Origin of the sequence: Propionibacterium cyclohexanicum (genome assembly GCF_900111365.1) — a bacterium.
In the GTDB taxonomy this organism is placed as follows: Bacteria; Actinomycetota; Actinomycetes; order Propionibacteriales; family Propionibacteriaceae; genus Propionibacterium; species Propionibacterium cyclohexanicum.
Map to the genome: position 1 here is coordinate 1 of NZ_FOGZ01000008.1, position 25,306 is coordinate 25,306.

22 protein-coding genes are annotated in these 25,306 nt (G+C 66.3%); 9 read left to right on the forward strand and 13 right to left on the reverse strand.

Translation table 11 applies throughout. From position 1 onward, the window contains the following. Positions 1-220 precede the first annotated feature (220 nt). On the forward strand, positions 221-1,282 hold the full coding sequence (locus BMX93_RS05120) for a substrate-binding domain-containing protein (protein ID WP_091968696.1): 1,062 nt from the start codon (positions 221-223) through the stop codon (positions 1,280-1,282). A gap of 113 nt (positions 1,283-1,395) precedes the next feature. Here the strand turns inward: BMX93_RS05120 and BMX93_RS05125 are convergent, their stop codons facing one another. From BMX93_RS05125 to urtA, 5 genes are read right to left on the reverse strand one after another with little or no spacing between them, the layout of a single operon-like run. Further along, the gene (locus tag BMX93_RS05125) at positions 1,396-2,085 is read right to left on the reverse strand and encodes an ATP-binding cassette domain-containing protein (protein WP_091968698.1); all 690 of its coding nucleotides are present in this window, start codon (positions 2,083-2,085) and stop codon (positions 1,396-1,398) included. 2 nt (positions 2,086-2,087) lie between these two features. Beyond that, the gene (gene urtD, locus BMX93_RS05130; RefSeq protein ID WP_091968700.1) at positions 2,088-2,855 is read right to left on the reverse strand and encodes an urea ABC transporter ATP-binding protein UrtD; all 768 of its coding nucleotides are present in this window, start codon (positions 2,853-2,855) and stop codon (positions 2,088-2,090) included. Next, a complete protein-coding gene (urtC, locus tag BMX93_RS05135) occupies positions 2,852-4,027 on the reverse strand; it encodes an urea ABC transporter permease subunit UrtC (protein ID WP_245725741.1) in 1,176 nt (391 codons plus the stop codon). The genes urtD and urtC overlap by 4 nt, the downstream gene beginning before the upstream one ends. Then, positions 4,024-4,908 carry an urea ABC transporter permease subunit UrtB gene (gene urtB, locus BMX93_RS05140; RefSeq protein ID WP_091968703.1) on the reverse strand — a complete coding sequence of 295 codons (885 nt, stop codon included), beginning with the start codon at positions 4,906-4,908 and terminating at the stop codon, positions 4,024-4,026. Before urtB ends, urtC begins: the two co-directional genes overlap by 4 nt. 29 nt (positions 4,909-4,937) lie before the next feature. After that, positions 4,938-6,209, reverse strand: coding sequence for an urea ABC transporter substrate-binding protein (gene urtA / locus BMX93_RS05145; RefSeq protein WP_091968705.1), 1,272 nt, complete (start codon positions 6,207-6,209; stop codon positions 4,938-4,940). Positions 6,210-6,498: 289 nt separating this feature from the next. On the opposite strand from urtA, the gene BMX93_RS05150 reads away from it, so the two are divergent. Next, a complete protein-coding gene (locus BMX93_RS05150) occupies positions 6,499-7,476 on the forward strand; it encodes a ribose-phosphate diphosphokinase (RefSeq protein ID WP_091968869.1) in 978 nt (325 codons plus the stop codon). A gap of 69 nt (positions 7,477-7,545) precedes the next feature. Next, on the forward strand, positions 7,546-8,712 hold the full coding sequence (locus tag BMX93_RS05155) for a nucleotide sugar dehydrogenase (protein WP_091968707.1): 1,167 nt from the start codon (positions 7,546-7,548) through the stop codon (positions 8,710-8,712). A gap of 22 nt (positions 8,713-8,734) precedes the next feature. Here BMX93_RS05155 and BMX93_RS05160 read toward each other — a convergent pair whose 3' ends face one another. Together BMX93_RS05160 and BMX93_RS05165 are read right to left on the reverse strand one after the other, a co-directional pair. After that, positions 8,735-9,523, reverse strand: coding sequence for a PIG-L family deacetylase (locus tag BMX93_RS05160; RefSeq protein WP_218139223.1), 789 nt, complete (start codon positions 9,521-9,523; stop codon positions 8,735-8,737). Continuing rightward, on the reverse strand, positions 9,520-10,785 hold the full coding sequence (locus tag BMX93_RS05165) for a glycosyltransferase (RefSeq protein ID WP_342735251.1): 1,266 nt from the start codon (positions 10,783-10,785) through the stop codon (positions 9,520-9,522). The genes BMX93_RS05160 and BMX93_RS05165 overlap by 4 nt, the downstream gene beginning before the upstream one ends. Positions 10,786-11,001: 216 nt before the next feature. On the opposite strand from BMX93_RS05165, the gene BMX93_RS05170 reads away from it, so the two are divergent. Further along, positions 11,002-11,835, forward strand: coding sequence for a hypothetical protein (locus tag BMX93_RS05170; protein ID WP_091968711.1), 834 nt, complete (start codon positions 11,002-11,004; stop codon positions 11,833-11,835). Between the two features lie 37 nt (positions 11,836-11,872). On the opposite strand, the gene BMX93_RS05175 is transcribed toward BMX93_RS05170, so the two are convergent. The 6 genes from BMX93_RS05175 to nirB all read right to left on the reverse strand — a co-directional run bounded on the left by BMX93_RS05175 (position 11,873) and on the right by nirB (position 19,340). Then, the gene (locus tag BMX93_RS05175; RefSeq protein ID WP_091968713.1) at positions 11,873-12,943 is read right to left on the reverse strand and encodes a hypothetical protein; all 1,071 of its coding nucleotides are present in this window, start codon (positions 12,941-12,943) and stop codon (positions 11,873-11,875) included. Next, a complete protein-coding gene (locus BMX93_RS05180; RefSeq protein ID WP_177170075.1) occupies positions 12,940-13,770 on the reverse strand; it encodes an aminoglycoside adenylyltransferase domain-containing protein in 831 nt (276 codons plus the stop codon). The genes BMX93_RS05175 and BMX93_RS05180 overlap by 4 nt, the downstream gene beginning before the upstream one ends. A 142-nt stretch (positions 13,771-13,912) precedes the next feature. Then, entirely contained in the window at positions 13,913-15,103 is a 1,191-nt protein-coding gene (locus BMX93_RS05185; protein ID WP_091968717.1) for a MalY/PatB family protein, read from the reverse strand. 135 nt (positions 15,104-15,238) lie between these two features. After that, positions 15,239-16,411, reverse strand: a complete 1,173-nt coding sequence (locus tag BMX93_RS05190) for a uroporphyrinogen-III synthase (protein ID WP_177170076.1) — start codon at positions 16,409-16,411, stop codon at positions 15,239-15,241. Further along, entirely contained in the window at positions 16,345-16,719 is a 375-nt protein-coding gene (gene nirD / locus BMX93_RS05195) for a nitrite reductase small subunit NirD (protein ID WP_091968721.1), read from the reverse strand. Before nirD ends, BMX93_RS05190 begins: the two co-directional genes overlap by 67 nt. Then, entirely contained in the window at positions 16,716-19,340 is a 2,625-nt protein-coding gene (nirB, locus tag BMX93_RS05200) for a nitrite reductase large subunit NirB (RefSeq protein WP_218139224.1), read from the reverse strand. The genes nirD and nirB overlap by 4 nt, the downstream gene beginning before the upstream one ends. A gap of 412 nt (positions 19,341-19,752) precedes the next feature. Between nirB and BMX93_RS05205 the strand changes: the two genes are divergently transcribed. From BMX93_RS05205 to BMX93_RS05225, 5 genes are read left to right on the forward strand one after another with little or no spacing between them, the layout of a single operon-like run. Further along, positions 19,753-21,459, forward strand: coding sequence for an ABC transporter substrate-binding protein (locus BMX93_RS05205; RefSeq protein WP_091968725.1), 1,707 nt, complete (start codon positions 19,753-19,755; stop codon positions 21,457-21,459). After that, positions 21,456-22,415 carry an ABC transporter permease gene (locus BMX93_RS05210; protein WP_245725743.1) on the forward strand — a complete coding sequence of 320 codons (960 nt, stop codon included), beginning with the start codon at positions 21,456-21,458 and terminating at the stop codon, positions 22,413-22,415. Before BMX93_RS05205 ends, BMX93_RS05210 begins: the two co-directional genes overlap by 4 nt. Further along, a complete protein-coding gene (locus BMX93_RS05215; RefSeq protein WP_091968727.1) occupies positions 22,415-23,401 on the forward strand; it encodes an ABC transporter permease in 987 nt (328 codons plus the stop codon). Before BMX93_RS05210 ends, BMX93_RS05215 begins: the two co-directional genes overlap by 1 nt. Further along, complete coding sequence (locus BMX93_RS05220) at positions 23,394-24,398, forward strand: ABC transporter ATP-binding protein (RefSeq protein ID WP_218139225.1); 1,005 nt, start codon at positions 23,394-23,396, stop codon at positions 24,396-24,398. Before BMX93_RS05215 ends, BMX93_RS05220 begins: the two co-directional genes overlap by 8 nt. After that, complete coding sequence (locus tag BMX93_RS05225) at positions 24,395-25,240, forward strand: ATP-binding cassette domain-containing protein (protein WP_091968728.1); 846 nt, start codon at positions 24,395-24,397, stop codon at positions 25,238-25,240. Before BMX93_RS05220 ends, BMX93_RS05225 begins: the two co-directional genes overlap by 4 nt. The last annotated feature ends 66 nt before the right edge of the window (positions 25,241-25,306 follow it).

A 25,306-nucleotide genomic window follows, 5' to 3' on the forward strand; every position in this document is an offset into this window, starting at 1 on the left:
CCCTGGGCTTCCGCAACCTCACCAACTACATCGCCAGAAGCCTGCTCGAGACAGGCGGATTCAGACCCCAACTACACCCTCGATTGGGATGAGCCGTTAATTGCACGTTACAGCACCTTGGACAACGGCTCAATGGCGGGGCCGAACTCTAGGCTGTATCCGTGTTTGACCGTCGGCAGCGTCTGACGGGCCACAATGCCGGATCGGAAGGCGACAGAAAATGTCATACACAGTTGCAATGGTGATTCCCTTCCAGGGGCCTGGCGGCTTGTATGGGCCTTCCGCCATGGCCAGCGCAGAACTGGCCGCCGAAGAGATCAACGACGATGGTGGACTGCTCGGTCAGGATATCGAGTTGCGATGGGTCGATGGCGGCCAGGAACCACGGCGGGTGGCTTCGGTGGTTGCTGGGCTCATCCGCGACCACTGCATCGATGCCATCGCCGGATGGCATATCTCATCGGTCCGAAATGCACTCGTCCCAGTGGTGTCCGGGCGGGTTCCCTATGTCTATCCGGCGCTCTATGAGGGCGGCGAGAGCCGCTCTGGCGTCTACTGCACCGGAGAGTCTCCGCAGGACTACTTACTGCCTGCGCTGGAATGGTTCTGCGGCAACTTGGGAACTCGCCGGTGGTTCCTCATCGGGGATGACTATGTGTGGCCACGGCGGACCTACCAATGGCTGCGGGAGCGTGCCTCGTCGTTGGGGATTGCGGTTGTCGGAAGCCAGTTCGTCAGTTATGGCCAACCTGACCCCGAGGGGATCAGCCGCGGGCTCGCCGCCATGCGCGACGAGCATTGCGATGGAGTTGTTTCTCTGATGATCGGTCAGAACGCGGTCGAATTCAACCGGGCCTTCGGTCGATCCGGGCTGCAGGATCACATGATCCGGCTATGTCCGCTCTCCGATGAGAATGTACTGCTGGCGAACAGCCCGAGAGAGAACTGCGAGCTGTACACGGTGAGCGGCTATTTCAGCACCCTTGTCACCGAGTCCGCGCTCGACTTCGTCGGGCGCTATCAACACTTCCACGGAGATGGCGCACCATCGCTCAGCGGACCCGCCGAGTCATGCTTGGAGAGTCTCGCTGCGCTCGCTGCCCTGGTACGCCAAGCGCACTCTACGGAGGTCCGCGATATCGATCGCGTGGTGGACGGAGCGACGTTCACAGGGCCTCGCGGGCGATTGCGCTTCAAGGGCAATCAAACCGTGCAGCCGGTGTACCTGGGCCGTTCTGAGGGACTGGAATTCGATGTCTTGGCGGATATCAAGGCATCGTGATCGGGTGACATCGTCTGTGACGCGACCGGCCCTTGATCGCTGCCTATTGCCCTCAGACCGCACTCAGCCTGTGCCAATATCGGCCACGGGCGAGCATGCGCATTCCCGACAGGCTAGATGGTCAGCACCTGGCGAACCTGCCCGACCGAGTTCGCCCCGCCCTCGCCGCGATCCACGATCCGCCCCGATGCGACAACGACGTACTGAGTGCAGTGGGAGACGGCAAAGTCGATCTGCTGTTCGACGAGCAGTACTTGGATGCCCGTCGCCGCAAGGTCGAGCATTGTCCGGCGGATGTCTGCGACAACCGATGGCTGGATGCCCTCGCCGGGTTCATCCAGGATGAGCAGCCGAGGGCGGGTGAGCAGGGCCCGGGCGATGGCAAGCTGTTGTCGTTGCCCACCGCTCAGCAACTCGGCTCGACGCGAGCTGTACCGGCGAAGGTCAGGATAGCGGTCCATCATCTCGTCGATGAGTTCAGCCCGGCTCCGGTCGGATCCAGCAACGAGTTCCATGTTCTCCAGGGCCGTGAGCTGTCCAAAAGATTGCTGCCCCTGGGGCACGTACGCGATTCCCCGCTTCACGCGCTCGTTGGGGGCGAGACGACTGATCTCCTCATCATTCCAGCGGATGGATCCCTGCTGTGCCCTCAACAGCCCCATGATCGTCTTCATCAGCGTGGTCTTGCCGGCACCGTTGTGGCCGAGTACCGCAACAATGCCCGCATCGGGGACGCTCATCGAGATCCCGTGCAGCACCCTGGTCCTGCCATAGCCCGCGACGAGCCCTTCGACTGTCAACATCGTCACACCGCCTCCGCTACACCGAGATACGTGTCCTGCACCTGCTGGTTCGCCTGGATCTGCTCCACCGAACCCTCCACGAGGACCTGGCCTCGGGACATCACCGTGACCGCGTCGGCAAACCGGCGCATGAAGTCCATGTCATGCTCCACAACCATCACGACCCTGTCGGGACAGATGCGCCTGAGCAGTTCGCCCGTGGCCTCACGTTCATCGAGAGTCATGCCGGCCACCGGCTCGTCGAGCAGAATGACCCGGGCATTCGCAGCAAGCACCATGCCGATCTCCAGCCATTGCTTCTGCCCATGCGAGAGCACCCCCGCAAGCTCGTCAGCATGACCCGCGAGTCCGATAATCTCGAGGATCTCCTCGATCCGCTCCGGGACCTCCCGCCGCAGTGTGAGCAATGAGGCCCAGTGGCGGCCACCCCGCAGCGCGATATCCAGGTTCTGGACAACGGTCTGGCGCTCGAAGACCGTAGCGGTCTGGAAGGTCCGACCCACGCCGAAGCGCGCAATGTCCTGCACCGTCATCCTGGCCAATGCGCGTCCGCCCACGGAAATAGTCCCGGTATAGGGCACGAGCCCGGTGATGGCATCGATGAGGGTGGTCTTGCCTGCGCCGTTGGGGCCGATCAGGAAATGGAGATGATTGCCGCCCACCTCAAGGTCGACGTCGTCGATGGCATGGAAGGCGCCGAAGGCCACCGTAAGGCCCTTGACCCGCACAGCGAGGTCCTGCCCCTCCTCCATGGCTGCGATCTTCGTCATCTGGACACCAGCTCCCCGGCACTGGCTTCGGGGACCGCATCGGTCTGGGACGCCCGACTCCCACCGCGTGCACCGGGGGCACCGGAAACACGCCGTCGCCACCGCCGAATCGAGGGCACAAGTGTGGCCACACCGCCCGGGAGCAGGGCGATCACCACGATGAACAGCGCTCCTTCGAGATATGACCAGAAGCTCGGGAATGCACTTGACAAGGAGTTCTGCGCGATCGACACAATGAGGGAACCGAGCACTGGACCCAAGAAGGTGCTGCGCCCGCCCAGAGCAACGCCCAGCAAGAAGATGATCGACGGAGTGACCCCGATGTCCGACGGCGAGATGATTCCAGCGACCGGGACGAACAGGGCCCCGCCGATGCTGGCCAGCAGGGCCGCATAGACGAAGGCAGCCGTCTTGATACTGGCCGGATCATAGCCAAGAAAGCGGACCCTCTCCTCGGTGTCCCGCACTGCCAGGAGCACCTCACCGAATCTGCTGTACATGAGCAGGCCTGTGGCAAGCAGCATGACGAGCACCACGATCAGCACTAAATAGTAGAGGGAACGCTGATTGACTGGGTCGTTGAGGACATATCCAAAGAACCCGGTGAAATCACTCAATCCGTTCGAGCCGCCAGTGCTGGTCTGGGCGCCGATGAGCAGCAGCGCAAAGGCGGCGACGAGCGCCTGACTGAGAATAGAGAAATACGCACCCTTCACCCTCCGCTTGAACACGGCTGCGCCCAGCGCCCACGCGACAAGCATCGGAACCACGGGTATTGCGATAAGCGTGACGACGCCGCTCCGGAATGGCAGCCACCACCCCGGCACGTGCCCATTGCCGTACAGCGACATGAATTCCGGGACTCCACTTCCTCCATTCGCAGAGGCATCCGCCAACTGCATGTGCATGGCCATGATGTAACCGCCCAACCCGAAGAAAACACCTTGCCCGAGACTCAGGACACCACCTCGCCCCCACAACAGCCCCAGGCCGATCGCCACCATGGAATAGCAGAGGAATTTGGCCAGCAGACCGATATTGAACTGATTGAGCACCATAGGGGCCAGGGCCAGCACCATAGCCAGCGCCGCAAAGAGTATCCAGCTGCTCCGCCCCGGCCCTGCGACCCGGCGGTCCCGCCTTGCGATCACGGCAGACATCGTCTTCTTCATGCCAGGCTCCTTGTCTTGAGACTGAAGATTCCCTGCGGCCGCCATTGAAGGAACAAGACAACCAGAAGGAAACTGACCCAAGTCGCGATACTCTGCGTGGTGCCGAATGCGATTGCCGATTGCACGATGCCCAGCGCGACCGCCGCAATTACCGCGCCCCAGATGCTTGACAAACCGCCAGCGACCACAACCAAGAACGCATAGACGATATAATTCGATCCGAGCGTCGGGGTCGTCGAGCCAATGAGCGTGATGGCTACTCCGGCAATACCTGCGAGCCCTGAGCCAAGGGCGAAAGTCAGCCGGTCGGTTCGACGAGTCGGGATGCCGCTGACTTCCGCAAGCTCCCGATTCACGGTGACGGCCCTCATCCGACGGCCCACCTGAGTGGCCTTGAGCAACCAGCTCACGAGCAGCACGAGAACCATTGCCAACACAATGATCAGAATCCGCGAAACAGGGATGGCAGCACCCAAGAGGCTCACATGACCAGACAGGAACTCAGGGATATTGATCGCCACTGCAGGAGCACCGAATATATCGCGTGCCGCCTGCTGGAGGATCAGCGAAACCCCGAAGGTCACCAGAAGTGTATCGAGAGGTCTGCGGTACATGAATTGCAGGACACCCTGCTCAAGCAGTACTCCGACTGCTGCCGCGAGCAGGAAGGCACACGGGATCGCAATCACATAGGACAGCGCCGCAACACTTACGAACTGCTGCACCATGTACACGGTGTAGGCGCCGATCATGATGAACTCGCCGTGTGCCATGTTGATGATGCCCATTTGTCCGAACGTGAGACTCATGCCCACTGCGGCCAGCAGGAGCACTGACCCAACGCTCAGCCCCGCGAGGAGCTGACCTACGACGACATCCATCGCGACCTACCTTTCGTCACGCCGGCAGATCAACTGAGACCCTTTGCCCAGTCATAGTCCTTGAGATAGGGATCAGGCTTGAGCGGACTGGGGGTCTGCCAGATAGTATCGATGAGTCCTGCGCTGTTGACCTGACCGATGCGCGGTGTCTTGTACACATGGTGATTTTCGCCGTCGACCGTGACCTTGCCCTCTGGGGCATCAAAGCTAATGCCATCAGAATTGGCCTTCACTTTGTCCACATCAAAGGAATTGGCCTTCTCCACGGCCGCCTTCCACAGGTAGAGCGAGACATAGGCAGCCTCCATCGGGTCACTGGTCACCCTATCCTGGCCATAACGGGCCTTGAAATCGCTCACGAATTTCTTGTTCTGCTCGGTGTCAAGCGTCTGGTAATAGTCCCAGGCGGTGTACTGGCCCTTCAGGTTGTCCAGCCCGACACCGGGTATCTCCTGTTCGGCGATTGAAACCGAGATGGTAGGCATAGTGGTGGAGTTGAACCCCATGGAAGCGAACTGACGGAAGAAGGCGACATTCGAGTCACCGTTGAGCGTGTTGAAGACCGCGTCCGCCCCCGAATCCTTCAGCTTGTTGACGATGGTGGTGAAGTCGGTACCGCCGAGCGGCACATACTGCTCGTCGACCACCGTCATGCCATTAGCCTTCGCGTACGCCTGGATGATCTTGTTGGCGGTACGCGGGAAGACGTAATCGCTACCGACCAAGAACAGCTTCTTAAAGCCCTTGCTTTTCATCCAGTCAAGCGCCGGAACGATTTGCTGATTCGGCGCGGCGCCAGTGTAGTAAATATTCGGCGACGACTCCATGCCCTCATACTGGACCGGGTAATAGAGCAATGAGTTGTCCTTCTCGAACACTGGCTTCATCGCCTTGCGGCTGGCCGAGGTCCAGCCTCCGAACACCGCCGCAACGCAGTTCTGGCGAATCAACTGATCCGCCTTCTGGGCAAAGGTATTCGGATCGCTGGCTCCGTCGGCGGCCTGCACATCCAGTTGCTTTCCGAGTACCCCACCGCTCTTGTTGATCTCATCGGCGGCCATATCGAGCGAATCGCGCACAGTCTTCTCGCTGATCGCCATCGTCCCCGACAACGAGTTGATGAAGCCAATCTTGATCTTGCTGCCGCTCGTGTCGACGCAGGACTTCACCGATGCCGAAGCGGAGCCGCCGCTCGCCGTGGACACCTGGCTGCCACAGCCGGAAACCACGAGCCCCAGGGCCGCCACTGCTGTCATGAAGGGCAAGAGCGTCCGTCGACGCGAAGAAGTGTGGTCATGCATGACTGTCCTCCATGGTTTTGCTCAGGGAATTAATTCCAAATGGAACGAACACCGGAGAGGCTAACACCTCCCGACTCGCAGCACCGCAGGGTTAACACGACCGTAACGAGGCCGTCACAGTGGCGAGGCCTCCCCGCGCGAGGCACCTCCGAACACCCCGCCGCTATCGGCGGGGCCGAGTCACCTGGCTGGCGCCACTCCTCCCGTGATGTCGCCTGGGCGATGTGAGGAGATGACCCTCTGCCCTGGCAATTAGGGTGAGGGGGTCGCAACCTTCGGAAGGATGACCTTGAAGGACATCGTCGTGTTCTCCGGCTCGGCACACGAGAGTTTCACCCACAAGATCTGCACCCATCTGGGTCTGAGGATGTCACCGGTACGAATCAGCAGATTCAGCAATGACTGCCTTCAGGCTCAGCTGCTGGTCAATGTGCGCCAGCGCGATGTCTACATCGTGCAGCCGCTCGTCGCACCGACCCAGGACCATCTCATGGAACTGCTCCTCATGATCCAGGCAGCCCGTTCCGCCTCTGCGGCGCAGATCACCGCAGTCATCCCGCACTACGCCTACGCACGATCCGACAAGAAGGATGCCTCCCGAATCAGCGTCGGCGGCCGTCTGGTCGCCGACCTGCTGAGCACCGCCGGTGTCGACCGGGTGCTCACCATGCAGTTGCATGCGCCACAGGTGCAGGGCTTCTTCTCGGTGCCGGTTGACCAGCTCACCGCGATGGGCACACTGGCCCAGTACCTGCGCGCGTACAACGACAACGCCGTCGTTGTCAGCCCCGACTTCGGCAATGCCAAGAGCGCTTCCACCTTCGCGCGGCTGCTGGGCGTGCCCGTCGCCGCAGGCAGCAAGCGGCGACTGGGAGACAACGAGGTGGTGATCGACACGATCGTGGGCGATGTGCTCGGCAAGCACTGCATCGTCATGGATGACGAGATCGCCACCGGCGGTTCGATCCTCGAGCTCATCCGCCAGCTGAAGGCCCACGGCGCACTCGATACCGTCGTCGCCTGCACGCACGGCCTGTTCGCCGGCGATGCCGTCGAGCGACTACGCGGTGAGCCCTTCATTCGCGAGGTGGTGACCACCGACACCGTGCCAGCGCCCAGCGGCTGGCCGGAGCTCACTGTGCTGAGCGTTGCACCGCTGTTCGCCGAAGCCATCGATCGGATTCATGGCGGAAAGTCGATATCCAAGATGTTCGAGGGAATCGACCCGGTCTATGCGCCTCCGAAGGGCCAGGACGAGCTGTTCTGAGCACGGGTTACATTCCATCGGATCACCTTCGATATGCTCCGTGCGGATCCCAACACGAGGAGCAATTCCATGCAGATCACCGTCGTCGGCGCGGGCTATGTCGGACTCTCGAATGCCGCGTTGCTGGCCACCCACAATGACGTGCTCCTCATGGACATCGATGCCTCGAAGATCGACAAGGTGGCACGCGGCGTCTCCCCGATCGTGGACGCCGAGTTGGAGCAGGCGCTGTCGGGGGCGGACCTTCGCCTGGAAGCCACCACCGAGCCCGACCGGGCCTATGACAGTCCCCAGGTCGTCATCATCGCCACCCCCACGAATTACGACACGGTGACCAATCTGTTCGACACCCATTCGGTGGAGAGCGTCATCGACCAGGTCGTTTCCCGCAGCCCGCAGGCCATCGTCATCATCAAGTCCACCATTCCCGTCGGCTTCACGGAGCAGATGCGCCAGGCCCATCCGGGCACCACGATCCTGTTCGCCCCGGAGTTCCTGCGGGAGGGCCATGCCCTGCGCGACAACCAGTACCCCTCGCGCATCATCGTGGGCGACGAGGGCGAGGCGGGCGCCCTGTTCGCCTCCCTGATGGTCGAGGGTGCCCTTGCCGACGACGTGCCGGTGCTGCTCATGCCCTCGACCGAGGCCGAGGCGGTGAAGCTGTTCGCCAACACCTATCTGGCGCTGCGCGTGGCCTATTTCAACGAGCTCGATACCTACGCCGCCGTCCGCGGGCTCAACTCCGCCCGCATCATCGAGGGCGTCGGTCTGGACCCGCGTATTGGCCAGTACTACAACAATCCCTCGTTCGGCTACGGGGGATACTGCCTGCCGAAGGACACCAAGCAGTTGCTGGCCAACTATGCCCAGGTGCCCCAGGACCTCATCTCGGCCGTCGTGGCCGCGAACACCACCCGCAAGGATTTCATCGCCACCGATATCCTGGCTCGTCACCCCGGCGTGGTCGGAATCTACCGGCTCGTCATGAAATCCGGTTCGGACAACTTCCGGTCCTCGGCCATCCAGGGCATCATGAAGCGGATCAAGGCCAAGGGCATCGAGGTCATCGTCTACGAGCCGGCCCTTGACGCCGAGGACTTCTTCCACTCGGAAGTCGTGCGCGATCTCGATGCGTTCAAGGCCCGGGCCGATGTCATCGTGAGCAACCGTCAGGCTCCCGAGCTCTCGGACGTGGCGGACAAGGTGTACACCCGCGACATCTACGGCCGCGACTGACGAACATCGGCGCCGCCCGGTCTCACTCGATCAATCCCACCCGTCGAGGGATCTCCTGGCGCTGTCCTCCGACATGGCGGATATGACTGTCCGCACCCTCGCCGACCACGGTGAGCTGGCTGCGATAGCAGCGCAGCGCCGCCAGGACCGCCTGGGCCACCGCCGGGTCGTCCGACTCGAACCAGCGGGCACGCGCAGTGTCCGTGCCCGGCACGTCATCGTTGGACAGCACCGCCACGAAACCCACCGCCTGGTGGCGCGCCGCCTGCTCGACGACCTGGTGCACCCGAAGATGGTCGGGATGCCCGTAACCTCCGCCCTCGTCGTAGCTGAGCACGATCTCGGGCGCCAGCTGCCGCAGACCTGCCAGCACGTCGGCCACTTCCTCGTCCAGGGACGCTCGGGTCAGCGAGAGCTCACTGGCGTCGCGCGCCGGGCCGGCGACGGTGGGCGTGACCCAGCGCATCCCGGAGTCCTCGTAGTGCCGCTCGGCGCGCCCGCGAGCACGCCACGGCGCCGCCCCGAGGAACCAGTGCTGCCGGACTCCCAGGGCCGTGCAGGCGGCGTCGAGCTCGCGTTCGCGCGCCTCCACCAGATCGACCGGGCTCGCCCCATCGGGCAGCACCCCCGGCACCACCTCGCCCCGCTCGCCACGGCAGCAGGTGAGCAGGCTCACGTCGGCCCCCTGCCGGGCCAGCCAGGCGATGAGCGGACCGGTCGACAAGGTGTCGTCGTCGGGGTGGGCGTGGACGAACAGCACCCGCAGGCCCCGAGCGTGCGTGAGCAGGTCCGCGATCGTCGGCGAGCTCACTGCCCGGTCCGCTCGTCGCAACTGGCCTGGGTCTGCGATGGCTGGGCCTGTGAGGGCTGGGCGCGCAGCCGCTCGGAGGGTGCTGTCTGGCGGCCGAGCACCCGGTGATAGCTGTGCTCCAGCCCTGCCGCGGACACCTCCCAGGAGTGCTGCTGGGCGAATTCACGGGCGGCCCGCGACATCTGCGCATGAAGCCGCCGGTCACCCAGCAGGCGCTGCGCGGCGCCCGCCCAGCTCGACGGCTCCCGATCGGGAACCAGGAAGCCGGTTCGGCCGTCGGCGACCGCCTCGGGCAAACCGCCGACCCTGGAGGCGATGACCGGGCACCCGCTGGCCTCGGCCTCTAGGCAGATCAGTCCGAAGGTCTCGGAAAAACTGGGATTGAGCAGGGCAAACGCGCCTCGCAAGATGGTCGCCAGGGATTCACGACTCTGCGATCCCAGGAAGGTGACGTCCTCGGCGAGCCCGAGCTCCGCGACGAGACGGTGCAGGCTGGCACCATAGGACGAGAAGTCCTCGGAGGGTTCCCCGGCAAGCACCAGGTGCGGGCGATGTGCCGCAGGGAATCGTGCGAGCATACGCAGCGCCAGATCAGAGCCCTTGAGCGGCTGGGGACGCGCTGCGCACAACAGATAGGGGCGCTCGCCGCCCCAGCTCCACGGCCTTTCACCGGCCGCGAGGGGCCGGAAGAGTTCCAGATCGACTCCGGGCCGCACGACGTCGATCGTCGACATCGGGCGACCATAACGCTCGTGGACGGTCCGGCGCTCCGCCTCGCTCACGGCAATGACGAGCTGGGAGTGGGCTGCCACGAAGGCCTCGCCGGCGACCCGGCCGGCCGATTCGGGCGGCTCCCCCTCGAACAGCGATTCCGCACCGGCGGGGGCCGCCACCGAGTGGAAGCTCTGGATGTGCGGCACCCCCCACGCCTGCGCCAGCGGCAGCGCCGCGACGCCGCTGAACCAGTGGTGGGAGTGAATGATGTCGTAGTCGGGGCTCAGCTGCGCCATCGCGCCCCGGAACGGCTCGATGAGCGACTCCGAGCGGCTCTTCGCCACCGGGCGGGCCGGACCAGCGGCAAGATTGATCAGTCGTACCCCCTCGGCGACCTGAACGACGGGCTGTGACTGCGGCTCGTCGCGGCGCGCAATGAGATCCACCCGGTGCCCTGCCCTGGCCAAGGCCAAGGCCGAGTTCAGTTCGACGACGTTCATGCCTCCGGCATCGGCACCACCCGGTGTGGCGATGGGGGACGTGTGCAACGAGACGAATGCGATCCTCAGGTGCCCGCGAGGCGGCGCCGAGACGGGACATCGCCCTTCGCCGGACCCGTTTCTCGCCCCGCCCGCCAGCGCCACATCCATTGCCTGCTCCTTCTCCGGCCTTCGCCAAGCATTCCACAGCGCTGGGAACCGCCCAGCGCGCCGAGCGCGGGGAGCGCCGCCCCCCGAGGCGCCCAAGCCACCTAGTCTGGGCACATGACCCGCCGAATCGGACGTGCACCGGCCCTCCTCGCGCTGCTCCTTGCGGTGTGCACCGGATGCGCCGCTGCCCCGGGAGAACCGGCCCCCGCCCCGGCCCCGAGCACTGCCTCGGCCGATCTCAGCGGCCCCAAGGGCATCGAGCACTTCGACTTCGCCGATGCCGCCTGGTTCGACGCGCAGTCGGGCCAGACACTGCAGCCCGGCTCGAATTCCAGCCCCGCGTCGGGTGCGGCATGGTGGAAGGTGGACGCCGCAAGCCAGGGCAATCCCACCCAGTACGCCGACCTCAACGGCGACGGGTACGAGGACGCAGTCGCCTGGCTGACCACCGGGAAGGGCACCGAATACTGGCATTACGCCTACATCTGGCTGTGGGATCCCGCGACGCGCAGCGCCCACCAGCTGGACCAGCCCATCACCGATGACAAGAACTGCGGGAACACCACGAAGAGCCTGTCCGTCTCGGGCGCCACGATCACCGTCACCCGGCTGATCCGGCAGAATCAGGCATGCGACCAGCAACCCGACCATGAGGTGACCAACACGATCGCCCTGGAAAAGGGCGTTCCGGTCCGGACCGCTCCGATCAGGGCGTCCACGATGCCATGCCTCGCCCCCAGCTCCGATCCCGCCAAACCGAGCACCTTGAAGAACCCGCTGCGCCTGGCACCGACCTCAGATGCCCCGGTGGTGGGTCTGGACCAGATGCCCTATCTCGTGCTCGGTGGCCCTCGCGGAACGCTGACCGATGGCTTCCACCAGGTGCTCTACCACTCCAGCCAGGACCCGGTCACCTGGTATTGCGCCTACACCGACGAGCTGAAGTAGCCGGCTGAAGTGGCGAGTCGGAAGAGCTTGCCGGCCCTCAGCCACGGTCGAGGGCCAGCAGCTGACCCGCCAAGGTATACCAGCCGACTCGCGCCGAGCTGCCCGCTCCCGAGCGGGCAGCGATGACCTGCTGCCCGAAACGCTCGGACCACGAGATGTGCACCGTCGTGATGTCAGTCTGGTAGGCCGGAAGCCCGGAGTCCGAGCTGAGCCCCTCCAACACAGCGGCATCGATGCGGCTCAGCAGGAGCGGATGTGCGAGCTGGGCCCGGGCGTCGCCGGGAGCCGCGACGACGCCGACCGGCAGATAGCCGCTGGGCTGTTCGGTGTAGCACAGCCTCGACTGGGTGATCCAGTGCGCGGCCCCGGCCATCTGCTGGCGCCAACTCGTCGCGATGCGGCAGCCCACTGCGTCCACCCCCGGCATCGTCAACTCCAGCGAGCCGACCGCAGGTGGACTGATCCTCGACAGATCGGTCATCATGACGGCCAGCGAGTAGCGCGTCGACAGTGTGCCCTGCAGCTCGACGGGCCGGGTCCCGATCCACTCGCGAGGTGGTGTCGCGCCGCTGTGGCAACTGGCCGTGAAGTGCATGGCGCCGCCCCAGGTGGCTGCGCCCACGACGGACAGATCGGCGTCCGGACAGTCGGAGGCAGTGGCCTTGTAATCGCTCCAGACCATCGCCAGATCGCCCGCCTGCTCGGCGGTGGCGGCGACGACCCCCTCGGTGGGGGTGAGTGGTCCGCTGCCCACCAGCTCCGGCAGGTCCTGGGGGAACACCCGCCAATGCTGTTCGACACTGCCCGTGCGCATCGTGAGGTTGAGCTCTCCCGCGTCCAGCTGCAGCCCGGCGAGCTGCTGCGTGCCGGCAGAGCGGCCGAGCTGGCCGAATGCCCACTCCAGGAAAGCCTTGCTCGAGGCAGAGCTGTCGAGCGGCACGGCGATGTGGGCCCGCTGCACCAGGCCGGGGGCCGCCACGGCGAGGAACACTGCCAGCGCCGCGACGAGCACCGCAGCGCTGCCCCACACATCGGGACGCGCCAGCACGCGACGATGGGTGGGTGCCGCGCTCTGAGGGCGGGCACCGGCCGGCGGAGGGTTCTTCACTGCGCCCGGCCGCGGTCCTCGTCGGCGGCACTCTTCGGGGCCTGCGGCCGACAGACGCCGGCAAGCACACGGGCCGACAGCTCGTCCACGAAGGCCTGGACCTCGGGGAGCCTGTCGGGACCCTCGCTGCGGTCCTCGCCGTACCACCACTGCTCGGCCCAGCTGATCAGGGGCTCCCAGTCCGGCAGCTCCGCGGCGCAGTAGAGCGCCGCCTCGCGTTTGGTCACCTGGCTGCCGAGCCTGGCGGAATACCAGGCGCGGCACATCGTGAGCGTGGCATAGGCCTGCTGGCGCACCGAGGTGTGCTCGCGCACCCAGCCGGGCCAGCGTGCCGCATGTCCGCGCACCGCACGCTGGAACTCCTCGCGGCCGAAGGCCGGCAGCACCTGCGCTGCCGGCTCGCCGACCAGCGGAATCGACTGTTCGCGGGCAGCCTCCCAGCCGAGCACGTTGAGCTCTGTCAGGGGCTCGCGGTGCAGAGGTTCACCGGCCTCGCTACGCAGGCCGTGGTGTGTTCCGTCCCGGAATTCGCGCAGCCCAGTCAGCCCGACGTACTCGATGTCGATCCGATCACCCCAGTCGGGGAACTGTTCGTCGACGGCCTGGTGGGCCTCGCGCATGATCTCGAGGAGCTGCGCGTCGGGGTCCTCGTTGGTGACGACGAGGATGTTCACGGTGGCGCTGTCGGGGCTGAAGTCGGGGTCAGCGAGCCCGCCGCCCAGATAGATGCCGACCACCCGATGGGCGATGGCACCCATCACGGCACCAGTCAGCGCCATGAGCAGGTCTTCCTCGATGAGCATGTCGACCCCCTTCTCTTCTCTCATCCTGCCTGCCCGCGACGTCCGGCACCAGCAAAGCGCCGGGTTTGCGAGCTGTCTGCTCGGTGAGGAACTCAGCGGACATCCAACGGCGCCGGCGCGGTGCCGGGCATGGGCGCGGTCGCCTCCGGGCCTGTGGGCCGTGTGCTCAGTGCAGCCCGGCGAGCCCGGCAGTGAGCAGGTCGAGGCCGTGGTCAACATTGGCCGGGGTGGTGGCCACGTTGAAGCGGACGAAGCCGCGGCACTGCTGACCAAACCATTCCCCGTAGTCAACGGCGAGTCGGCAGGTCTTCGTCATGAACTCCTGGACATGGGCCGGATCGAGATGCCCGCGCAGGTCAACCCACAGCAGATAGCTGCCCTCCAGCTCGGGTATGACGATGTGCGGTGTGAACTCCCCGAGACGGGCACGGAACTCGGCGTCGTTGCGACGCACCACCGACAACAGGCCATCCAGCCACTCGTCGCCGTACAGCCAGCCCGCCTTGGCGGCCGTCGCGCCGAGGATATTGAGCTCGGTCTGCACGACGCCCTTGGCCCAGCGGTCGTAGCGCGCGCGCAGCCCGGCGTCGGGAATGATGATGTGGGAGTGGATGAGGCCGGCCAGGTTGAACGTCTTCGAGACGGCATTGAGCGTCACGAGGTTGCCCGCGTACTTGCCACCGGCCACTTCCTGGGCAGCGACGAAGGTCCGGTCCCCCACGATGATGTCCTGGTGGATCTCGTCGGAGACGACCAGCACGCCGTGACGCTCGCACAGCTGCAAGACCTGCTCCAGCTCCTGCTCGGTCCACACCCGCCCGACCGGGTTGTGCGGCGAGCAGGCGATGAACAGCTTGACGTCGTTCTCGGCGATGACCTTCTCCATGTCGTCCAGGTCATAGCGGTAGACGCCGGACTCATCGCAGACCAGCTGCGTGGTCACCAGCTTGCGCCCGCTGTTGCGCACCGCGGCATGCATCGGGTAGTAGACCGGCGTGGCGAGCAGCACCGCGTCACCCGGCTCGGTGAAGGCGTTGACCATCCAGTGGAAGCCGTTCACCACACCGGTGGCGAAGCGCACCCAGTCACGCTCGACGCGGGCCTCGTGGTGGCGCACTGCCCACGCATCGAAGGCCTCGAAATAGGAATCATCGGGAATGCCATATCCGAAGGCGCCATGGTCGACCCTCTCGCGCAGGGCCTGGAGGATCTGTGGCGGGGAGCTGAACTCCATATCGGCCACCCACATGGGGAACAGGTCCGGGTCGCCGAAGCGCTCCTGGAGCGCATCCCACTTGAGGCAGTTCGTTCCGCGGCGCTCGACCGCGAACCTCTCGACGAAGCTCTCCAGGTCCATCCGACATCTCCTCGCGCTCTGGCTGACCATGGCATTGTGCCACTGGGCCGCTGCCCGGCCGCGCAACGAGGCTGGGCCGTTGCCCGGCCCTGCGCCGCGGCTGGGCGATCTCCCGGCTCCCGCCAAACCATCCGCTCAGCTGGTTGGGCCGGCTTCCAGCCGGTAGCCGTGCCGGGCGACCGTGGCGATGATCTCCGGGTCCGGCAGGGACGAGCGCAGGCGCCACACCGCGGCCTCCGCAGAGTGCGGATCGCTGGACTCGCCGGGCAGAACGCCGAGGATCGTCTCGCGGTCCACCACGACACCGGGGCGCGAGGCGAGCAGGCGCAGCACCGCAAGACTGCCTGCAGACAGTCCCAGTGCGGTGTCCGCCACCGCGGCATCCTGCGCGAAGATCCTCAACAGGCCGGCGGGCGTGTCCACCGTGATGGCCCTGCGCGAGAGCTCGGCGACGATCAGCCGGACGAGGGAGCCCAGCCGGCTGCGCTCGGGCCATACCGCGGGCATGGCGGCTGCGAGCAGAGGCTCGGCGGTCTGGGGGCCGACCGCGGCGAGCAGCAGCGATCCGTCGTCCACCCTGGCCCTCACCCGGTCCACGCAGCCCGAATCGTGCAGCGAATTCAGCCAGCCGTCCGCGCCGGGGGCCGAGGTGAAGGCCACGGCATCGAAGCGCCCGTCCCCGAGCTCGCGGGCTGCCCGGCCAGTCGCCCGCGGATCGGCGGGCTCGGCGCAGCGATAGACCGGGAGTTCCACGACTGTGGCGCCAGCCCGGCGAAGGCCCTCGACGAGGGCGGGGTCACCGACGCCGTCGAGCTGCACGGCAATCCGCCGGCCGGTGACGCCCTCGTCGAGCAGCACCGCGAGGATCTCCTGGGAGCTTTCGCTGGGGGCCACCCACTGGGCCCGCACCCCCACCTGCTGCAGTGCCCCGGCCGCCTTGGGGCCGCGGGCGAGAACGCGGGTACCGGCCAGCAACGCGGCGATGGCCTCGCCCAGCCCGCTCGCGTCCGCCGTCTCGATCCAACCCCGCAAACCGAAACCCGTGGTCACGACGATGACATCGGGGGCGGACGAGAGGAGCCGGCGGGTCTGCTCGATGAGCCTCGCCTCGTCGGCGTGCCGCTGGACCGCCAAGGTGGGGACAATGGCCACCCCAGCTCCGCGCCGCGCCAGCGCAGAGGCCAGGTCGTCGGCGCGACGTTGGGCGCTCACCCAGACCTCGGCCCCGGTCAGGGCCTGGCTCAGGCCGCCGACGACTGCCGGGACCTCGCCGGGAGCTGGTCTGCCCTTCGCGGCCCCCGCAGCCATATCCCCTGCTCGTCGTGGCGAACTTCCCATGTCTTGAGCCTGCCACAACCCTCATTGAGGCATCGCCCCGTGCTCAGCTCGTAGACCTCCTTGTGCAGCGGCGACGCGACGGTGGGGACGCCCTCGTGGGAGCCCACCAGGCCGTGCGCCATGACATTGGCCCCGGTGACCGGATCCTTGTGGGAGACGGCGAACAGCCGCCCGTCACTCAGCCGGAAGACCGCGACCTGATCGGTGCCCACGAGCACCGCCGCCCCCCGGTCCGCGACGAGCTCGCTGGCTTCGCAGACCTTCGTCCACTCGTTCATCGCTGCATCCCTCCTTGCGCGTGGGCCATCGGCGCCGGGGGGCCGGCAGCCACGAGACCCTCGCCACCGGACTCGCCGCCCGCCGTGGCGTCCGCCGCTGCGATGGCGGACGGCGGGAAGGGCCCGTCGGGACGGCGCTGACCCCTCTCCACGAGATAGCGCAGATCGGGGTCGGGAGTCCCGGGGGCATTGAGGAAGGAGGTGAACATGGCCCGCTTGCGGGGGTCATGCAGGGCATCGGCCCATTCGTCGCGGTAACCGGCCACGTGGGCGGCCATCGCTGCCTCCAGATCGGCGGCAAGACCCAGCGAGTCGTCCACGATGACCTCCTTGAGATGCTCGAGGCCCCCCGGCAGTGCCTGCAGCCACGGGGCGGTGCGCTGGAGCCGGTCGGCCGTGCGGATGTAGAAGATGATGAAGCGATCGATGAGCGTGACCAGTCGCTCGTCGTCGAGATCCTCGGCGAGCAGCTGGGCGTGCACCGGTGTGAAACCGCCGTTGCCGCAGACGTAGAGGTTCCAGCCCTTCTCGGTGGCGATGACACCGATGTCCTTGGCCTGCGCCTCGGCGCACTCCCTGGCGCAGCCCGACACGCCGAGCTTGAGTTTGTGGGGGGAGCGCACTCCCCGGTAGCGGTTCTCCAGCCGGATCGCCATCGAGGTGGAGTCCTGCACGCCATAGCGGCACCAGCTGGCACCGACGCACGATTTCACGGTGCGCATCGCCTTCCCGTAGGCGTGTCCGCATTCGAATCCGGCATCGAGGAGCCGCTGCCAGATGAGCGGGAGCTGCTCCAGTCGGGCGCCGAGCAGGTCGATGCGCTGGCCGCCGGTGATCTTGGTGTACAGATCGAAATCGGAGGCGATCTGCCCGATCGCGATGAGCCCGGCCGGGGTGATCTCCCCGCCGGGGACCCGCGGCACCACCGAGTAGCTGCCGTCCTTTTGCATATTGGCCAGGAAGTGGTCGTTGGTGTCCTGCAGGGCGGCGTTCTCGCCGTCCAGGAGCTGGCCCCGGCCCAGCGAGCTGAAGATCGATGCCACGGTGGGCCGGCAGATGTCACAGCCCAGCCCGGTGCCGTATCGGGAGATGAGCTCGCTGAAGGTGGTGATCCCGCTGGCGCGCACGATCTCGAACAGCTCTGCACGGCTGTGGTCGAAGTGCTCGCACAGCGCATTGCTGACCTCGACCCCCATGCTCAGCAGCTGCGCATCGAGGATCTTCTTGACCAGTGGGATGCACGAGCCGCAGGTGGTGCCGGCCCGGGTGCACTTCTTGACGGCGGCGAGATCGGTTGCCCCGTCGACGACGGCAGTGCGTATGGTTCCCGCACTGACGTTGTTGCACGAGCAGACCTTGGCGTCGTCGGGCAGGTCGACGGCACCGGGACGCTCGGCTCCCCCCGGCACCAGCCAGGCCGCCGGATCGCAGCCCAACGGCCTGCCGACGCCCAGGCGCAGCGCCGCATAGTCGCTGGCATCACCGACCAGGATGCCCCCGAGCAGTACCGAGGCGTCGTCGCTGAGCACGAGCTTCTTGTAGACCTTCGCCAAGGGATCGGAGTAGACCACTTCCAGGGCATGCTCGGTCTTGGCGAAGGCGTCACCGAAACTCGCCACATCGACACCGAGCAGCTTGAGCTTCGTCGACAGATCGGCCCCGGTGAAGGTGGCGTCACCGCCCAGCAGACGCGAGGCCGCCACCTCGGCCATCTCGTTGCCGGGGGCGACAAGTCCCCAGACACGCCCGGCAATGCAGGCCACCTCGCCGATCGCCACGATGTCGGGATCGCTCGTCGCGCAATCCTCCCCGGCCAGCACGCCGCCGCGCGGGTGAACGTCCAGCCCGGCCTGCCTGGCCAGCTCGTCGCGGGGACGCACACCGGTGGCGAAGACGACGACGTCCACATCGAGCCCCGAGCCGTCGGCGAACTCCATCCTCGTCACGCCGGTGTCATCGCCCAGCAGCTGCTTCGAGGCGGTCGAGGTACGCACCTGCACGCCGAGCTGCTCGATCATCCGCACAAGGGCCTGCCCGCCGGCCTGATCCACCTGGAGCGGCATGAGCCGGTCGGCGAACTCGACGACGGTGGTCTCGACCCCCATGCCGTGCAGCGCACCTGCCGCCTCGAGCCCCAGCAGGCCACCTCCGACGACCGCTCCCCGCACCGTCCGATCGAGCCTCCGTTCGTGCTCGCGTACCCAGTCGCGCAGCGCACAGACATCGTCGATGGTGCGGTAGACGAAACAGCCCGCCATGTCGTTGCCGGGCACGGGGGGCTTCGCGGCATAGGAGCCGGTGGCCAGGACGAGTTTGTCGTAGTGGTGCTCGCCACCGTCCGAGGTGCGGACGAGGTGCGCCGTGGGGTCGACCTGGACGATGCGCGAGCCGAGGTGCAGGTCCACTCCCTCGGTGTGCCACAGGCTCCGCTCGCCGAGGACCAGCTCGTCGGGGCTGCTCGCATGGAAGAAGGAGGTCAGCGCGACCCTGTCGTAGGGTTCGCGCGACTCCTCACCGAAGACCTCGACTCGCCAGTGTTCCAGACCGCCCTGGGCCACCAGGGTCTCCACAAAGTGCTGGGCGACCATTCCGGCACCCGCGACAACGACTGTGCTCCTCATAGCCCTGATCATTCCCGCGAAATCCGGCGAGCGGGTTACGCCCGCTGAACAGCTTGCTCACGCGCAGTCATGACCCGGTGTGAGGTTTTACGGGGTCAGCCCCGCCAAATCGTGGCGGGCACGCGAAGGGGCCCGCACGACCCGGAGCGACGCCCAGCCCGGGTGTTCGCCCGCCGCTTACTCGCCGGATGTCCACAAGATCGGCCGTCAAGGACGCGGAGGCGCACGCCGTGCTCAAATGGATAAAAGACCGACGATATGTGTTGTGGATGGGCAGTTCAACTGTGCCGACATTCTCGCCACATGATGGAAACATTCGTGCGCCGATCGGGCCGGGCGCTCCATACTCTGGACGAGCGTCACCACGGCACCCGATCCCCGGCGCCGCCGATACAGCCCCGCAGGAGAGGCAATGATCCAGACTCGCAGAACCGTTCTTGGACTCGGTGCACTGTCAGTGCTCAGCATGGCGGGGCTGTCGGCCTGTAACGCGAACCCGAAGGGCCCGGGGGCCGCTTCGGCATCCGCCGGCGTGGGAGTCGGCGCAACGGCGGCCCCGAGCACCGGCGGCACGATCCACATCCTGTCAGGTGCCACCTCCAAGGAAATCCACCTCGACCCGGCCAAGTCGCAGAATCTCGGCACGAGCACCCTGCACCTCGTGGTACGCGGCCTGACCTCCTGGAAGACCGATCCCGCTGCCGACACCACGGTGGTCCCCGACCTGGCAACCGACACCGGCACGCCCAGTGACGGCGGCAAGACGTGGACCTACACCCTCAAGTCGGGCCTCAAGTACGCCGACGGCAGCGAGATCAGCGCCGCGGACGTGAAGTTCGGCGTCGAACGGTCCTTCGACGCCCAGCTGCAGGGCGGCCTGAGCTACCACAAGTCCCTCCTCGTGGGCGGCGCCGACTACAAGGGCCCAGCCGGCGGTGCCCATCTCGACTCCGTCGAGGTGTCCGGCAATACGATCGTCTTCCATCTCGTGAGGGCCTTCGCGGACTGGCCGTGGATCGTCTCGATGCCCGCCTTCGCCCCGATCCCGGTCGACAAGGGCATGGGCATCCCCGCCTACGATCACAATCCGCCGAGCTCGGGTCCCTACCAGGTCACTGACTACCAGCTGGGGTCCAGGGTCGAGATGTCCCGCAACCCGCACTGGGACAAGTCGACCGACGAGGCCAGGCTGGCCGCCCCCGACCACTATGTCTTCGAAATGGGCCTCAACGCCGACACCGCGTCCCAGCGCCTCATCAACGATCAGGGCGACGACAAAAACGCCGCATTCGCTTCGATCTCCACATCGGTGATCCCCAAGATCAACGCCGACGAGGCCGTGAAGGCGCGCGCTGCCGTCTCCTCGTCCGGCGCCGTGAACTATCTCGCCTTCAACACCACCCGCCCGGGGCTCAAGGACATCGCCGTGCGCAAGGCGATCTCCTATGTCATCAACAAGCAGCAGATCCAGACGATCAACGGCGGCCCCACCTTCGGCGGTGCCATCGCCTCGACCCTGCTGCCGCCCGGATTGCAGGGCCACCAGCAGTTCAACCTGTACGACGGCGGCGACACCGGAAGTCTCGACAAGGCCAAGCAGGCGCTCGGCTCGGCGCAGGTCGGTCCTCTCACCCTTCTCATCGATTCCGGGGTGGACGAACAGAGCCAGATGGCCTCCTCGATCACCCAGGACCTCAAGACCCTCGGCATCGAGGTCAAGGTCGTGTCCCAGGACTCCGACACCTTCCAGGCCACCCAGACCGAATCGGGTGACTTCGATCTCAGCTTCGGGGGCTGGCAGGCCGACTATCCCGGCGCCTACGCCGCGCTGTCCCCGCTGTTCTCCTCCGATCAGATCGGCAACGGCAACTACAACATTTCGCGACTGGCCGATCCGGCCATCGACGCCGCGATCGCCGCCGCCCAGACCGAGACGGATTCCGCCAAGGCGGCCAGCCTGTGGGGTGCGCTCGACAAGCAGATCATGGAACATGCCCCGGTCGTTCCGCTCTACTACGGCCATCAGGCCTATATCAACGGATCCAATACGACCAATACCTACATCCCCACGTTCCCGACCTATCCCAATGTGCTCATCGTGGGGCTGAAGGCGCAGTGAGTCAGGCTCCCGTCTCCCTCGCGCAGTCGCCCGGGGACTCCGGGCGGCGTCTGCGAGGACCCTTCGCCGAGGCGCTCGGACAGCTGCGTCACGACCGGATGGGCATGATCGGGCTCGGCTGTGTCCTGCTGGTGGTCGGCGCCGGGCTCTTCGCCCCGGTGCTGGCCGCCATCGCGGGACAGGATCCGTACACCTTCCACAGCGATCTCATCGACGCCGCGAACGGTGGCCAGCCGATCGGACCGTTGGGCGGCGTGTCCTCGACCCACTGGTTCGGGGTCGAACCCCAGACCGGCCGCGACCTGTTCGCACTGGTCGTCTACGGCATCCGCACCTCGGTGCTCATCGCACTGGGGGCAACCTTCCTGTCGGTCACCTTCGGCGTGCTGCTCGGCCTGGCAATGGGCTACTTCGGCGGTGTCTTCGAGTACGTCATGGGACGATTCGTCGACTTCATGTTCGGATTCCCCTCGCTGCTCTTCCTCATCGCGATCCAGCTCATCGTGCCTCCCGAGTTCCCGCGCACCGTGCTGCTGGCGCTCTCGCTGGCCGTGTTCGGCTGGGTCAGCACCGCACGTCTCATCCACGGACAGGCGAAGAGCCTGGTGAATCGCGATTTCATCGAAGCTGCACGATCCACCGGCACCCCGCCCGGACGAATCCTGCGCGCCGAGATGCTGCCGAACCTGGTGGGCACCGTGGCGGTCATCACAGCCCTCAGCTTCCCGACCACCATCTCGACGGCAGCCGGCCTGTCCTTCCTCGGCGTGGGGGTCTCCCCGACCACCCCCGAACTGGGGCGGCTCATCGGCCAGTCGGTCACCTGGACCTATACCGGTGCCGATGTCGGTTTCCTGCTGTTCCCCGGCGCAGCGCTGCTGATCCTCATGCTCGGCTCCACCCTGCTGGGTGACGCGCTGCGCGACGCCTTCGACGTGCGGATGGGGGAACGCTGATGGTTCGGTTCATCGTGCGCCGCGTCATCATCTCGGTGTTCGTGCTGCTCGCGATCTCGCTGTGCGTCTACCTGATCTTCTACTCCTCCACCGTCGACCCCGCGCGGGTGATCTGCGGGCGGCCCTGCCAGCCGGAACGACTCACCCAGATCCACCAGCTGATGGACATCGACAAGCCCGCCTTCGCCCAGTGGCTCGACTTCGTCAAGGGCCTGTTCGTGGGACGCACCTTCGGCACCGGCCCGAGCGCGATGATCTGCTCGGCACCCTGCCTGGGCTACTCCTTCGACCTTCGCCAGTCGGTGACGAGCCTCATCGTGGCCAGGCTGCCGATCACCGCCTCCATCGCGGTAGGTGGCGCAGTGCTGGCGCTGTTCGCCGGGATGGCGTCGGGCATTCTCGCTGCGCGGCACCGCAATCGGCTGCCCGATCATCTGGTCCGTGGCAGCTCCCTGGTGCTGCTCGCCACTCCCACCTATCTGCTGGGGCTGATCGCCATCCTCGTCTTCGGTTTCTGGCTCAACATGGTCCCGGTCTCCGGCTACGTGCCGTTCGGCGAATCCCCAGTGGAGTGGCTGTGGCATCTGGTGCTCCCATGGTGCGTCATCGCCGCCCTGTCGGGATCCAGCTATGCGCGCTACGCCCGCAACCAGATGCTCGACGAACTCGGCGCCGAGCACCTGCTCGCGCTGCGCGCCACCGGTGCGTCCCCGCGCACGGTGGGGCGCACCGCACGTCGCGGCGTGTGGGTTCCCATCATCACGCTCTTCGGGCTCGATCTGGCCGGGCTGCTGGGTGGGGCGGTCTTCACCGAGAGGGTGTTCGGCATGCACGGCATCGGGGATTTGCTCATCGACGGCGTGGGCCGCCACGACCTGGGGGTCGTCGTGGGCACCGCGCTGTTCGGGGCTGCGCTCATCATCGCCGCCAATCTGGTCGTCGACATCGCCTACGGGTTCATCGATCCGAGGGTCCGCCGTGGCTGAGACCGAGCAGTTCCCGCTGCGGGTCGACGACCTGCGTGTCGACTTCGCGACACGTCAGGGCACCGTCAGCGCCGTCGACGGTGTGAGCTTCCAGGTGGAGCGCGGGCACGTCCTGGCCATCGTGGGCGAGTCGGGTTCTGGCAAGTCGGTGACGAGCCGGGCATGTCTGGGCCTCATCGACGACAACGCCACGACGCGCGGATCGATCCTCGTCGAGGGGCAGGACATGCTCGCCCTCACGGAACGCGAACGCAACAAGCTACGGGGCCAGCGGATCTCGATGGTCTTCCAGGATGCCCTGGCCGCCCTCAATCCCTTCGCGACGGTGGGCCGCCAGGTGGCCGATGCCTATCGGGTGCACCACCCCTCAGCGAACCGCAAGCAGGCCCACGCGCGGGCGGTCGAGGCGCTGGCAGCGGTCGGAGTTCCCGAGCCGGCGCAGCGCGCCGCCCAGTTCCCCCACGAATTCTCCGGGGGGATGCGCCAGCGCGTCATGATCGCCATGGCGATCGTCAACGAGCCGGCGGTGCTCATCGCGGACGAACCCACGACGGCCCTCGACGTCACCGTGCAGGCCCAGGTGCTCCAGGTGCTCGACGAGCTGCGCGAGCGGATGGGGATGGCCATGGTGCTGGTCACCCATGACCTGGGGGTGGTGGCCCAGATCGCCGATGAGGTGGCTGTGATGTATTGCGGTCATTTCGTCGAGAAGGGCACGGTCTTCGACATCTTCGACCGGCCCAGCCACCCCTACACGCTCGGGCTGCTCAACTCGACACCCGACCCCGAGGCCGACGGCAAACGGCTCAAGGCCATCCCCGGCGTCCCCGCCTCAGGCAGCTCCCGCCCCTCCGGTTGCCCTTTCCACCCTCGATGCGCCTATCAGCCCGAGGTCGGGGAACGCTGCCTGGTGGAGCGCCCTGAGCTTGGCGAGCGGCCGGGATCGGAGCAGCACCGGGCCGCCTGCCATCTCGGCCCCGAGAGGAAGCTGCCATGAGCACCCATGCCGGCGAGACGCTGCTGTCCGTGGACCATGTGAGCAAGGTCTTCGTGCGCCGCAGCGATTTCTCGCGCACGACCATCCGGGTCGCCGCCGTCGACGACGTCTCGTTGAGCGTGCACGCCCACGAAACGCTGGCGCTCGTCGGTGAATCCGGCTCGGGCAAGTCGACACTGGCCAGGATCTGCCTTCGGCTGCTCGATCCGGACTCGGGGGTTGTGCGCTGGAACGGCACCGAGGTGACCCGCTGGCCCGAGCGCCGGCTGCGCCCGCTTCGGGCATCCAAGGCAATGGTTTTCCAGGACCCCTACAACTCGCTCAACCCGCGTCACTCGGTGGGGCGCATCCTGGCCGGTCCCCTGCTCAATCACCACATGCCGCACGACCGAGGGGTCCTCGAGGAGCTCCTTGCATCCACTGGGCTGCGAGCGCGCGATGTGGATCGCCACCCCTACGAGTTCTCGGGTGGGCAGCGCCAGCGCATCGGGATCGCCCGGGCGCTCGCAACCGGGCCCGAACTCATTGTGGCGGACGAGCCGGTGTCGGCCCTGGACGTCTCGATCAGGGCCCAGGTGCTCAATCTGCTCAACGATGCCCAGCAGGAGAGGGGCCTGGGGATCCTGCTCGTCTCCCATGACCTCGGGCTGGTGCACTCCATAGCGGACACGGTCGCCGTGATGAAGTCCGGCCGAATCGTCGAGCACGGGCCGGTGAGCGAGGTCTACGAGCATCCGAGCCACCCCTACACTCAAGCCCTGCTCGACGCAGTGCCGATTCCCAACCCCCACCGGCGCAGGATCCGGCACACAGCTGCCGTCCCGCCAGGGCAGGGCGGCTAGATTCGGGCGTTCCTTACTCTGCCTCGCCGTGCACCCAAGCGTCCGCGGGAACCGGATTTCGCCGAG